Origin of the sequence: Leptolyngbya sp. PCC 6406, assembly GCF_000332095.2 — a bacterium.
GTDB lineage: Bacteria > Cyanobacteriota > Cyanobacteriia > Phormidesmidales > Phormidesmidaceae > PCC-6406.
On record NZ_KI913949.1, the window covers coordinates 5,208,166 to 5,220,705 of the forward strand.

Consider the following 12,540-nt stretch of genomic DNA (forward strand, 5'->3'; position numbering starts at 1 on the left):
TCTGGTCTTGGCTATTTTTCCGGTGATACTGCCCAGTCACTCTGTGGGCTTAAGGACTGGAGTTGAGGGAGAGGGGTGGGGCGATCGCCACCTTAGACATACGGACTTACGCTCCCCAGATTTTTCCCTAGCCTGCATAGTGGAGGAGTAGAGGCAGGCCGGAGGAGCGATTCTATGCAGCCCACTAATCCCAACCAATTTACGGAGAAGGCGTGGCAGGCCATTGTGCGGACGCCAGAAATCGCTAAGGAAGCTAAGCACCAGCAGATCGAGAGTGAGCACTTGATGAAGGCGCTGCTGGAGCAAGAAGGGTTAGCTACCTCTGTCTTTAATAAGGCGGAGGCGAATGTGCAAAATCTACGCGATCGCACTACGGACTTTATTGGCAAGCAGCCCCAGATCAGCAATGCAGGGGGATCGGTGTACCTGGGGCGCAGTTTAGATCAACTACTGGATCGGGCCGACGGTCATCGCAAAGACTTTGGTGACGAGTATATTTCCATTGAGCATCTGCTGCTGGCCTACGCTAAGGATGAGCGCTTCGGCAGGGCTCTGTTTAAGGAATTTGGCTTGGATGGCAACAAACTGCGCGCCATCATTAAGGAAGTACGAGGCAATCAGAAAGTGACTGACCAGAATCCCGAGGGCAAGTACGAAGCCCTAGAAAAATATGGCCGCGACCTAACGGACTTGGCTCGCGAGGGCAAGCTGGACCCCGTCATTGGCCGAGATGATGAGATCCGCCGCACGGTGCAGATTCTGTCCCGACGCACGAAGAATAATCCGGTGCTGATCGGGGAGCCAGGGGTGGGGAAAACCGCGATCGCGGAAGGATTAGCTCAACGCATTATCAACGGGGATGTGCCGGAGTCGCTGCGGGATCGCCGCATCATTGCCCTGGATATGGGGGCATTGATCGCTGGGGCTAAGTACCGGGGTGAATTTGAGGAGCGCCTGAAGGCAGTTCTGAAAGAAGTGCAGGAATCTGCTGGACAGATGGTGCTGTTCATCGACGAGATCCATACCGTCGTTGGGGCCGGAGCCACCCAAGGAGCCATGGATGCGGGCAATCTGCTGAAGCCGATGCTGGCACGGGGGGAACTGCGCTGTATTGGAGCCACTACCCTGGATGAGTACCGTAAATACATAGAGAAGGATGCCGCGCTAGAGCGCCGCTTCCAACAGGTCTTTATTGACCAGCCCACGATTGAGGACACGATTTCTATTCTGCGGGGGCTGAAGGAACGGTACGAAGTCCACCACGGGGTAAAAATTGCCGACAATGCCTTGGTGGCGGCGGCGGTGCTCTCCACTCGGTACATTAGCGATCGCTTTTTGCCGGATAAGGCCATTGACTTGGTGGATGAGTCTGCTGCCAAGCTCAAGATGGAAATCACCTCCAAACCGGAGGAGTTGGACGAGATTGATCGAAAGGTGATCCAACTCGAAATGGAAAAGCTGTCCCTACAGAAGGAGACGGACCCTGCTTCTGTGGATCGGCTGGAGCGCATTGAGAAGGAACTAGCGGATCTGAAGGAAACTCAGTCCAGCCTGAATGCCCAATGGCAGGCGGAAAAGGATCTCATCGACAACATCCAAAAGCTGAAGGAGGAGCTGGATCACGTCAATATTGAAATCCAACAGGCGGAGCGCAACTACGACCTCAACCGGGCGGCGGAGTTGAAGTATGGCAAGCTCACCGATCTCCAGCGACGGCTGGAGGGGGCGGAGGCGAATCTGAGTAATGCCCAAACCAGCGGTCATTCCCTGCTGCGGGAGGAAGTGACGGAGACGGATATTGCTGAGATCATTTCCAAGTGGACGGGGATCCCCGTCAGCAAGCTGGTGGCCTCGGAAATGGAGAAGTTGCTGCACCTGGAGGACGAGCTACACCAGCGGGTCATCGGTCAGGATGAGGCGGTGACAGCGGTGGCGGATGCCATTCAGCGATCGCGGGCAGGGCTCGCGGATCCCAACCGTCCCATTGCCAGCTTTATTTTCCTAGGACCAACGGGGGTGGGTAAGACGGAACTGGCCAAGGCGCTGGCAGCCTATATGTTCGACACGGAAGAGGCGATGGTTCGCATTGACATGTCGGAATATATGGAGAAACATGCTGTCGCCCGTCTGATTGGTGCGCCTCCTGGATATGTGGGCTTTGAGGAGGGGGGACAACTGACGGAGGCAATTCGTCGCCGCCCCTACGCGGTGATCCTTTTCGACGAAATCGAGAAGGCCCACCCCGATGTCTTCAACATCATGTTGCAGGTGCTGGATGATGGCCGTTTGACGGATTCCCAGGGGCGCACGGTGGATTTTCGCAATTCGGTGGTGATCATGACGAGCAACGTCGGCTCCCAGTACATCCTGGATCTGGCGGGGGATGATGAGAAGTATGACCTCATGCGCGATCGCGTTATGGAAGCGATGCGGTCTCAGTTTCGCCCTGAGTTCCTCAACCGGGTAGATGAGATGATCATTTTCCACAGTCTGCGCTTGGAGCAACTACGACAAATTGTGAAGCTACAAATCCGTCGCCTAGAACAGCGGCTCAGCGATCGCAAGATGACACTGACTCTTTCGGAGGAGGCTTTGGACTGGGTGGCCCATGTCGGGTTTGATCCGGTCTATGGCGCACGACCGCTGAAGCGGGCAGTTCAGAAAGAACTGGAGACGCCGCTTGCCAAGGGAATTTTGCGGGGCGAGTTTCAAAATGGCGATCGCATCTATGCCGATGTGGAACTAGAACGCTTGGTTTTCAAACGTCTTGCCCCAGAACTCGCTACGGTCTAGCCCAATGTCCCTCTGTATTACTGGAATCTAAACCTAGTCCAAGTTGAAAACTAGAGATTTTCCCAGGAAATACTACGGGTTTCTACTTGGACGCGGATCGAATTGCCCTTAGGTGAACTCTTTGCGGCAGAGGAAATCCAGAATCAAATCAATGCTGAAGTTGTCATTCTCAGCATATTACAATATAGTAATACCACCCAAGAGTAAACCATACACCCAGTATCACTCGTCGATTTAACTGCATCCATGTCTCACATTCCTATTTCAGCGTTGGCCCATGTCGCCGACTATTTCAAGGTTCTGTCCGAACGCAGTCGGCTGCAAGTCCTGTGCGCCCTTAGGACTGGGACCAAAAATGTGACTGAAATCATTGAAGAGACAGAGCTGGGGCAGGCTAATGTTTCTAAGCACCTGAAAATTTTGACCCAGGCGGGCATTGTCCAGCGTCAGCCCCAAGGTGTCAGCGTTTATTATCAAATCGCTGATCCCATGATTTTCGATTTATGCGAGCTCGTCTGCCAAAGTCTAGAAACACGACTGCAAGAGCATTCACAACAATTGAAAAGGCTGGAAGGATTACGCCAATCCTAGGGCTGAGCGGCATGGTAAGGGACGTGCAATCAAATAACACCACACCCCCTCATACACACCCCCTACGGATGGGGCGTTATTGTCCTGCGAGTCCCTAACCATTTCGGCATCGAGGGTTACAGATCCGATGGCTGCTGGCCCGAGACCACCGGAGCGGTATTGCGAAGTTGCAGTTCAGGATGATCTGCCTGCACCTGCTGACAGTTCCACTCGTTGCGGAAGAGCAGTACCGGGCGACCCCAGCTATCTTTGACTGTGGCGGTATTGAAAAGGCGCTCTACCTTTGCCAAAGCTTCCCACCCCCCCGCCACCCAACGAGCAACACTGTAGGGAAGTGGTTCTAGGCGACTTTCCACGTTGTATTCATTTTGCAGCCGGAACTGTACCACCTCAAATTGGAGTTGCCCCACCGCCGCCAGGATGGGATCCCGTTTGCTCTCATCGGCGGAGAACATAATTTGTACTGCTCCCTCTTCTCGCAATTCCGTCACCCCTTTGTGAAACTGCTTGAATTTAGAGGGGTTGGGATTGCGGAGGTAGGCAAAGAGTTCGGGGGAAAAGCAGGGAATTCCCTCGTATTCCAGTTTTTGTCCCTGGTAGATGGTGTCACCGATGGCGAAAGTACCGGGGTTGTTTAGACCAATTACGTCGCCGGGATAGGCTTCCTCTAGAGATTGGCGACCCTGGGCAAAAAGCTTTTGGGGGTGGGAGAGACGCACGGTTTTACCGAGGCGGGCGTGGTTGACCACCATATCTTTTTCAAACTTGCCAGAGCAGACGCGGATGAAGGCGATGCGATCGCGGTGCTTCGGATCCATATTGGCCTGGAGCTTGAAGACAAACCCAGAAAACGCCTCCTCCGTAGGTGGCACCTCCCCGATAGTGCTGGCATGGGAGCTGGGCTTGAGGGCATAGTCCAGAAAGGCATCGAGGAATAGCTCAACGCCAAAGTTGGTCATGGCGCTGCCGAAAAAGACCGGCGTCATTTTCCCCGCATGAATCGCCTCCAGATCTAGGGCTGGGCCGATTTCCTCCAGCATCTCTAGCTCTTCCTTGAACTGGTAGTAGAGAGTTTGATCCACCAATTCCTCAATGCGGGGATCCCCCAGATCGACTACGGTTACCCCAGCAGCACGGCTACCATGGGCCACCCGCTCGAACAGGTGAAACTGTTGTGTGCGGCGATCGAAGACCCCCTGAAACTGCTCCCCCATACCAATAGGCCAGTTGACGGCATAGGTTTGTAAACCCAACTCCTTCTCAATCTCATCCAGCAGTTCCAGAGGTTCCCGTGCTGGACGATCCATCTTGTTGAAAAAGGTGAAGATGGGTAGCGATCGCATCCGACAGACCTCGAACAGTTTGCGGGTCTGGGGTTCCAACCCCTTCGCGGCATCCTCTAGCATGACCGCATTATCTGCCGCCGCCAGAGTGCGATAGGTGTCTTCGCTAAAATCTTGGTGTCCGGGGGTATCTAGCAGATTGATACGGCGATCGCGATAGTCAAACTGAAGCACGGTCGAGGTGATGGAGATGCCCCGCTGCTGCTCCATGGCCATCCAGTCCGAGGTGACATGGCGCTGGGCACGACGCGCCTTCACGGCCCCCGCTTCATGGATAGCCCCGCCGTAGAGCAACAGTTTCTCCGTCAGCGTCGTTTTTCCGGCATCTGGGTGGGAAATAATGGCGAAATTTCGCCGTTTCTCCACCTCCTGAGCCAGGAATGCTGTTAAATCTGCGGCCCCATCTGTCATCGATTCTGTCCCGTTTGATCTCAGCCTGTGGAATGCTAGAGCGCTCCATACCATTTATGGCATTCTCACCCCGCCTAGCGGATGGGGACCACTCGATACAGCATCAAATCCTGAGAATGGCTGTTGCACAAAACTCCACAGGAAGCTCCATTGTATTCCCAAAGTCTAGGTCGCCTCCGGTCTGCGGCAAGTGTTGTCGTGGGGCAAGTGTCATGGGGCCATCTGCGATGGACAGAGGCCAGTCAAAGACCATCGCGATGTTCCCCCACCCAGCAATGTCCCTTGGGTTAGACTGCGATGCAACAACCAGCCCTTATCTATATTCTGTTAAATCCAAAAGCCGATGCTTCCTACACCCGAAAGCCTAGAACTCCTCTTCAGCGGTGCCAATCTTTTTGTGTTGCCGTTTTGGGCCTTGATGGTGCTGTTGCCCAACTGGGGCGTGACCCAGCGAGTGATAGCCTCCTATCTGCCCTTTGCCGCCTTGGCCTGCCTATACGTCTATCTGTTTATCACCCTAGATGGGGGCGTATTTGCGGCCTTCTCTGACCCACAGTTGAGCTTGGTGACCTTGGCGGGCCTGTTTGCCGTACCCCAGGTGATGGCCCTCGGGTGGGTTCATTTTCTAGTCATGGACCTGTTTGTGGGGCGCTGGATCTATCTCCAGGGTCAGGAAAAGGGGATTTTCACCCGGCATTCCCTGGCCCTATGCCTGTTTGCGGGGCCAGTGGGGCTGCTGGCCCATTTCCTCACGGAGGCAGTGATGCAGCGCTGGGGGCAGAAATCCCCCTTCCCATCCTCAGACACCCCAGAGGCGGTCTAGTGCTCAGTCAATTTAATGATTGACGGGTGACCGAAATCCTGGAGTGTAGTTGGGGTTAAATTTTGACGGGTGACCGACCCGTCAAAATTGTCTTAACAGACCACTAGTGGCTTGTCAAAGCATTTCTCTTCTTGACGTTTTGTAACGTTGTCTGTTACATTTATTTACAGATGCAGGCAAATGCGATAAAGGAAGTTTCCAGCTTCCTCTGTCCAGGGTAGGACCCAATGCCCTGAGAGCATCCCAAGCAATGCATCTGCTTCGTCCTTGGGGACACCCCGCGATGGTCTTTGACCGACCTCTGTCCATCGCAGGTTTTAGGGCCATAGCTACGTCCCCTGTACTATCTTCAGAGGTTCTCCATGACCACCCTACTTATCGCCCTCTTCGTAATCGGCTGGGTTGCAGCAGCCCTCATCGGTAGCCAAGCCTACTTCCGGGGTGAGCAGACCAAGCCCATCCACGCCCGCAACTGGCGCTCCGAGTCCTTCGAAAAGCTAGCTCGCAGCATCACCGGACAGGCCACCGATAACAACGATCGGGTACCCGCCTACGGGTTTGACGCCTACCAAAGTGCTATCTTGCCGACGGAATAGTCGCGCAGCACCAGCGCTCAGATTTAGTTTCGACCGCCCTTGTGCATGAGGGCTAGCCCCCGACCCATCGTCGGGGGCTTTTTTAGAGTCTGCGACCCTCACAATCCCTTAAGGTTTGCCTCGGATCTGGGAGAGAAAGCCAAAATTTTTCATGCGAGGCAATAAACATAAAGAAACGTTACATCAGCAAAAACCTATAAGGATCAGGCTGTGTGGATCACCGAAATATATAAATGGCAACTAATTTTCAAAAATGGGTTGCTATAGTGTAGGCAACTCGGGTATAACCGCCTCAAACTGCAAGACATATTTGCATGGACATCGTACCCATGGCCGCTGCCTTTGATTCCCCTGAAAATTCTCCGCAATCCTGGGGCGATACCCACGTTGGCGAGATGAGTCTGCTAGATGATCTCGGTCCAGCTGAAGTAACGGCTACAGCATCCCCAAAGGCCCTTAAAGATCCCCTCCTCTGGGAAGAAGATAGCGAGGTAATGGCCCGCTATTCTCAGGGGGAAGAACTGGCTGATCTCGCTCTCTCGGGATATCAAAAAACGATTACCGATGATGCCGTCGGAGCCTTCTTTAAAGAGATGGCCCGCTACCCTCTGCTGAAACCTGACGAAGAAATCGAACTGGCCCGCCAGGTGCGCTTTCTCGGGGAAATGGAAGAACTCAAGGCATCCCTGACGGACAGTTTAGGGCGACGGCCCTTATTGGCAGACATTGCCCACGCCTTTGATCTGAGTGAAGCCCAAGTGCGCCAAAATCTCCAGTTGGGGCGGGCTGCAAAACGACGCATGATTCGCTCCAATCTCAGATTGGTGGTTTCTATTGCCAAACGTTACCTAAATCGCGGCGTTCCCTTTCTCGATCTGATTCAGGAAGGAGCTCTGGGTCTAAACCGAGCCACAGAAAAGTTTGACCCCGATAAAGGCTATAAATTTTCCACCTATGCCTATTGGTGGATTCGGCAGGGGATCACCCGCACGATTGCCAACGATGCCCGCACGATCCGACTGCCGATCCACATCGTAGAAAAGCTCAACAAGCTGAAAAAAGCGCACCGAGATCTGCGGCGAGAACTTCAGCGCAACCCGACGGAAGTCGAGCTGGCTCAGTCCCTCGATATGACCCCCGATCAGCTGCGGGGTTTGCAGCAGGTCCGACGGCGATCCCTTTCCCTTAACCATCGCGTTGGCAAGGGGGAAGACACGGAACTCATGGAACTTTTGGAAGACGGCAATACCCAGTCGCCGGAATCCCAGATCAGTGAATCCATGATGCGCCATGAAATTACGAGCGTCTTGGCGGAGGTGCTCACGGAGCGGGAAAAGGACATCATTACCCTGCGCTATGGCCTAGCCACAGGAGAAACCCACACCCTAGAAGAGGTGGGGAGTATGTTCAATCTGTCGCGGGAACGGGTACGCCAGATTCAAACTAAGGCCATGCGCAAGTTGCGGCGGCCCCAAGTGGCATCCCGCCTACGGGGCTGGTTGCGGTAGTTGTAGGGTGGCAGTACTGCTCCGACGTGGTATCGGTTCAGACAGCCCCTATGTCCCTAGCTTTCTATGCTTAAGGAGAGAGCAGTTAAGGGAAGCATGGTCTGATGGACTACAAGCAAGATCTGATCACCACAATCCATGATTTGGGCTGTGATCTGACCCGGCTAGATGATCGGCTGACGGAACTGAGCCAATCCTTACCCACGGCGGTGCTGGTTCCTTCCCTCTACGAAGAGTTAGAACGGCCCGCTCTACGCAATATTCGCGACCATCTTGCCCGCTGTCGTTTTGTGAATACGGTGGTCATCAGCCTCTATGCAGACACGCTGGAGCAGTATCGCCATGCGGTGGCTTTTTTCCAATCCCTGCCGCAGCCCACCTACGTGCTGTGGGAAAATGGCCCCCGCATTACCCATATCCTGGCGTCTCTCCAGGAGCGGGGGCTGGATCTGATGAATCACAAGGGGAAAGGGCGGGCTGTGTGGCTGGGCCTGGGTATTGCATCTCTGGAAGCTGCCGCGATCGCACTTCACGACGCTGACATTGTCACCTATGACCAGAGCTATCCCCTCAAACTGCTGTTTCCCTTGCTGGAGCGGGAGTTTGGCATCGCCTTTAGCAAAGCCTACTACACCCGCCTGAGTAAGCATCCTCGGCAGATGCACGGGCGCGTGACGCGGCTGTTTGTAATGCCTTTGATCACCTCTTTGATGGAGCTGTTTGGCAGCCGTAACTACCTGCGCTATCTGAATGCTTATCGCTATCCCCTATCGGGGGAATTTGCCCTGAGTAGCGACTTGGCTTTAAACACTCGCATTCCCGCCAACTGGGGGCTAGAGGTGGGGTTGTTGGCGGAGGTATACCGCAATGTGGCCATGAAGCGCATTGCCCAGGTAGACCTGGGGATCTTTGAGCACAAGCATCAGGTTCTCGGCACCGGGTCTAATCAGGGGCTACAAAAGATGTGCCGCGACATTCTGCGTTCGATATTACGCACCCTGACGGAGACGGAGCAGGTGGTGATCACTCGGGACCACATTTGCGCCCTGCGGGTCAAGTTTCGACGGGAGGCCCAAAACCTCACCCGGCAATATTTTGTAGACGCTCGCTTCAACGGGCTAGACTACGACCGCCACAAAGAAGAAGCCACCCTAGAGCAGTTTGAGCGCGTGATTCTGGAGGCAGGAGAACAATACCTGGAGGATCCCACTGGAGCGCAAATTCCAGACTGGACTCGTGCCTTGGCGGTGATGTCGGACCTGCGGGAGCAGCTTCAGGATGCAACGGTAGCAGATATGGAAGATGCCCGAGAGGTGGGCACACTCCCAGTGGTGTACCCTGACGCTCCCCCAGTGGCGGTGTAGTCCACCACTGAGCAGGGTGGTTGTTTGGTATTTTCCACAGGGTTTGGGCTACTTTTCCCCAAGGTTTTCCCCAGGGGTTTTCCTAGGACTGTGCCCTTATGGCAACATACAGTTGCCATAAGGGCACATCCACGACTTGGAAGGTTACAGAGCACCGAGCCCGTTGACTGCTGGCTGAGCGGAGTCGTAAGTCTTTCAGACAGGCTTTGCCAACGCTTTAGCGTCTCCCGAAGGGAGAAAGCCAGCCACACCACCGGGTTCTGGCCGTTCCCTAGCCCCTCCGGGGCGGCAAAGCCAACGACTCCGTTGCTCCCTAGGGGAGCCGCTAACGCGAACAGGGAACTGGATGTCTGTATGGAGCCAACGACGTGGCAGGCTTCTCAGCTCGTTCCAAGACATAACCTTCCAAGTCGTGCACATCCTTAAGGGCGCACAGCCGTGCGCCACTGTTGGCGCGGATCTCCAACTGGCCCACCTCATCTAAGGGCACAGTCCTAAGGGCACACAGCCGTGCGCCCCTACCGTGGGCGTACTTGGATACTGGATTGAGATAATACCGCTATATCTACGTTGAATTGTTGAATTCCTCTGGAAACGGTCTGGCTGGGGTCCGCCTCGGGTGCCCCTAGGCGGAGATTTTCTCTGCTGTGGGGGCTTCTGCCAACCAGTGATCTAGAAAGCGGTCTAACCAGCGATCAACCTGGGCTCCGTAGTGATGATGACTCTGGATATGGCGTTCGCGGGGTTGGGCTCCCGGCAGCGTCAGTTGGTCGGCTCCTCGCCGGGTCCAGTCCTGAATCAGGGGGGCGGTGATTTCGGGATGAAATTGCAGCCCGTAGGCGCGATCGTTGAACACAAAGGCTTGGTTGGCAAAGGTGTCTCCGGTGGCTAGGGGGACGGCCTGCGGCGGCACCGTGAAGCCTTCTCCATGCCAGTGGTAGACCTGCAACTGGGGCGGAAAGATCGATTGCCCCGCCGCCACTGCCCGCAGAGGATAGTAGCCAATTTCCCGGATGCCCTCTGGGTGGGGAGCTACCGTTCCCCCCAGAGTCCGGGCCAGCAGTTGGGCTCCGAGGCAAATGCCCAGGTAGGGCTGGGGGGCGGGCAGTACCGTTTGCCTAATCCAGTCCAGCTCCGTGCGGATGAAGGGCAGGGTGTCGTCATCATTGGCACTCATGGGGCCACCGAAGACAATGACAGCGGTGTGGTGCTCCAGGGTATGGGGGAGGGGATCCCCTAGGGCGGGGCAGCGGGTGTCGAGGTGATAGCCCCGCGATCGCAGTTTTTCTCCCATCAGTCCTGGATCAGAGTTTTCCTGATGTACCACCATCAACACTTGCCCTGTTGTGCCCATTGCAGTCCTACCTACAGTCCTATCTACAGTTGTATCTACTTAGGGAATAGCTCAGCGGTATACGGGGACAAAGGAGCCGTGAATTTGCTCCAGCAAAGCCCGCGTCTCGGGGGTATCGGTGTGGTAGTAGCTGACTAGGATCGCCGTGCCGTAGCTGCCATAGCCGATATAGGTCATGAATTGATAGGGATACTCTAGAGGCACATCCGCAAGCTGAAGCCGTAGCCCCAGGATGCCATTCACGGGGAGGAACCGATAGGAGGTCACCGTATAGCCCGTGGCCACGACCGCATCTACAGCGCGGCTGATGGCGGTATTCGGGGATTCTGATAAGAACTGCACTTCGGTTTTGATGTCACCGGGCTGCGGAGTAGTGCGATCGGTAGGGTAGTTGGTAATCACCGCTGATCGCTCCATCTCGCTGCCCTCACTCCCCCAGTCGGCGGGAATATGCACCGAGAAAGCTCGGGGCAGGACATAGGTGCGGAACCCTTCTGGTAGGGGCGGGGGCGTTCCTACAGGGGGGCGAGATGGGCTAGCCACTGGAGCCGGTTCCGGTGCGCTCTCTGGGCTAATTTCTGCCCTGTCTTCGGGGGTAACTTCAGCAGACAGGTCTGGATTGACCTCTAGCGCCTCAGCCTGGGGATGGCCTGCCCTCGCAGCCCCGAGTATCCATGCCACAATAATGAGGACCGTAGCTAGGCGATGAACTGGTTGCATTGAGAAGCGTCTCATAATTATCTTGCCGTCCCATATATAGCTTTGGTATATAGCTTTGGCAGCTTTGGCAAATTGGCTTCAGACACTGGGCACCTCTCTGAGGCTAACTACCCCAGCCCGTTGACTCGCAGTCTTGTCCTAACCGGACTGGCAACTGTAACACCTTGCCGACAGTATTGTGTCAGGGAATGAACTCGGTAAAACCATGATATTTTCTGCTACCCGCCTATCCACAACTGCTGCTTTGGTCACACTCTGGCTGGGAGGAATGTCATGGGCTGCGATCGCGAGTTATAGTCCACCCCCCGGCTTGGGACTCCCTGGGCCTCGGGAGGGAGCAGGCACAAGGGGCTGTCTGTTGGGCGATCCGGGTCAGCTTATTTTGCTAATGCCGGAGAATAATGTGGGCTGGACCACCGCTGCCTATCCCCAGTTCCACTGGTATCTGCCCCTCAACTTGGCCAGCTTTGTAGAGTTCTCTCTATACCGCGCAACGAGCGATAGTCCGGAAGCAGGTGAACTCCTATATTCCAGTCGCTTTGTGGTGACACCGGATGCGGGCATCGCCAGTTTCCAACTGCCGGAGAATGCAGGCATTCCGCCCCTGGTGGAAGGTGAGCGCTATTACTGGCAGGTGTCGGTTTTCTGCAATACCGAAAGCGAGCATGGGGATAGTCAGGCCACAGGCTGGGTTGAGCGCCACAGCCTCGATGAGGAGACGGCATCTGCGATCGCGGATGCTGATGCGGTGGAACAGGCAGAAATTTACGCGGCCCAGGGCTACTGGTTTGACGCCGTGGACGCCCTCGTAGCGCTGAAGAGAGCCCATCCTGAAGACGAGGATATCCAGATCCTTTGGCAGACCCTCCTAGATTCTGTGGAGTTAGAAGTCCTGGGGGATCAGCCCTTCTTTCCCACCGAGGCCGATCTGGCCCCAGAGAACATCAACGCGGAGAACCCGGAACACCAGGCTAGCCCGTCGCGCGTGTCAAGATAGAAGCGTATTGCCCATCTATAGGCCCATGAGTGGAGAGAGC

Annotated in this window: 10 protein-coding genes; 7 read left to right on the forward strand and 3 right to left on the reverse strand. The window is 55.3% G+C overall.

The annotated features are described in order from the left end of the window. Window positions 1–174 precede the first annotated feature (174 nt). Both clpB and LEP6406_RS0223335 read left to right on the forward strand, forming a co-directional pair. Complete coding sequence (gene clpB / locus LEP6406_RS0223325) at window positions 175–2,793, forward strand: ATP-dependent chaperone ClpB (RefSeq protein ID WP_008314628.1); 2,619 nt, start codon at window positions 175–177, stop codon at window positions 2,791–2,793. A 246-nt stretch (window positions 2,794–3,039) separates the two neighbouring features. Next, the gene (locus tag LEP6406_RS0223335) at window positions 3,040–3,384 is read left to right on the forward strand and encodes an ArsR/SmtB family transcription factor (protein ID WP_008314625.1); all 345 of its coding nucleotides are present in this window, start codon (window positions 3,040–3,042) and stop codon (window positions 3,382–3,384) included. Between the two features lie 116 nt (window positions 3,385–3,500). Here the strand turns inward: LEP6406_RS0223335 and prfC are convergent, their stop codons facing one another. Beyond that, a complete protein-coding gene (gene prfC / locus LEP6406_RS0223340; RefSeq protein WP_008314624.1) occupies window positions 3,501–5,138 on the reverse strand; it encodes a peptide chain release factor 3 in 1,638 nt (545 codons plus the stop codon). 343 nt (window positions 5,139–5,481) lie between these two features. Between prfC and LEP6406_RS0223350 the strand changes: the two genes are divergently transcribed. The 4 genes from LEP6406_RS0223350 (at window position 5,482) to LEP6406_RS0223365 (ending at window position 9,429) form a co-directional block, all read left to right on the forward strand. Next, on the forward strand, window positions 5,482–5,961 hold the full coding sequence (locus LEP6406_RS0223350; RefSeq protein WP_008314622.1) for an ABA4-like family protein: 480 nt from the start codon (window positions 5,482–5,484) through the stop codon (window positions 5,959–5,961). A gap of 362 nt (window positions 5,962–6,323) precedes the next feature. Next, window positions 6,324–6,557, forward strand: a complete 234-nt coding sequence (locus LEP6406_RS0223355; protein WP_008314620.1) for a photosystem II protein, Psb35-related — start codon at window positions 6,324–6,326, stop codon at window positions 6,555–6,557. A gap of 314 nt (window positions 6,558–6,871) precedes the next feature. Continuing rightward, window positions 6,872–8,065 (forward strand): RpoD/SigA family RNA polymerase sigma factor, encoded by a 1,194-nt coding sequence (locus tag LEP6406_RS0223360; RefSeq protein ID WP_225886626.1) that lies wholly within the window; start codon window positions 6,872–6,874, stop codon window positions 8,063–8,065. A gap of 104 nt (window positions 8,066–8,169) precedes the next feature. Continuing rightward, complete coding sequence (locus LEP6406_RS0223365) at window positions 8,170–9,429, forward strand: glycosyltransferase family protein (protein ID WP_008314616.1); 1,260 nt, start codon at window positions 8,170–8,172, stop codon at window positions 9,427–9,429. Between the two features lie 625 nt (window positions 9,430–10,054). Here the strand turns inward: LEP6406_RS0223365 and LEP6406_RS0223375 are convergent. Then, window positions 10,055–10,783 carry a glutamine amidotransferase-related protein gene (locus LEP6406_RS0223375; RefSeq protein ID WP_008314289.1) on the reverse strand — a complete coding sequence of 243 codons (729 nt, stop codon included), beginning with the start codon at window positions 10,781–10,783 and terminating at the stop codon, window positions 10,055–10,057. Window positions 10,784–10,834: 51 nt separating this feature from the next. After that, entirely contained in the window at window positions 10,835–11,503 is a 669-nt protein-coding gene (locus LEP6406_RS0223380; protein ID WP_008314291.1) for a hypothetical protein, read from the reverse strand. Window positions 11,504–11,708: 205 nt separating this feature from the next. On the opposite strand from LEP6406_RS0223380, the gene LEP6406_RS29460 reads away from it, so the two are divergent. Next, a complete protein-coding gene (locus tag LEP6406_RS29460) occupies window positions 11,709–12,500 on the forward strand; it encodes a DUF928 domain-containing protein (protein WP_008314293.1) in 792 nt (263 codons plus the stop codon). Window positions 12,501–12,540 lie beyond the last annotated feature (40 nt).

Bases quoted from the DNA above. Each gene is read 5' to 3' on its own strand.
- clpB (WP_008314628.1), top strand. From the start codon at position 175: ATGCAGCCCACTAATCCCAACCAATTTACGGAGAAGGCGTGGCAGGCC.
- LEP6406_RS0223335 (WP_008314625.1), top strand. From the start codon at position 3,040: ATGTCTCACATTCCTATTTCAGCGTTGGCCCATGTCGCCGACTATTTC.
- prfC (WP_008314624.1), bottom strand. From the start codon at position 5,138: ATGACAGATGGGGCCGCAGATTTAACAGCATTCCTGGCTCAGGAGGTG.
- LEP6406_RS0223350 (WP_008314622.1), top strand. From the start codon at position 5,482: ATGCTTCCTACACCCGAAAGCCTAGAACTCCTCTTCAGCGGTGCCAAT.
- LEP6406_RS0223355 (WP_008314620.1), top strand. From the start codon at position 6,324: ATGACCACCCTACTTATCGCCCTCTTCGTAATCGGCTGGGTTGCAGCA.
- LEP6406_RS0223360 (WP_225886626.1), top strand. From the start codon at position 6,872: ATGGACATCGTACCCATGGCCGCTGCCTTTGATTCCCCTGAAAATTCT.
- LEP6406_RS0223365 (WP_008314616.1), top strand. From the start codon at position 8,170: ATGGACTACAAGCAAGATCTGATCACCACAATCCATGATTTGGGCTGT.
- LEP6406_RS0223375 (WP_008314289.1), bottom strand. From the start codon at position 10,783: ATGGGCACAACAGGGCAAGTGTTGATGGTGGTACATCAGGAAAACTCT.
- LEP6406_RS0223380 (WP_008314291.1), bottom strand. From the start codon at position 11,503: ATGCAACCAGTTCATCGCCTAGCTACGGTCCTCATTATTGTGGCATGG.
- LEP6406_RS29460 (WP_008314293.1), top strand. From the start codon at position 11,709: ATGATATTTTCTGCTACCCGCCTATCCACAACTGCTGCTTTGGTCACA.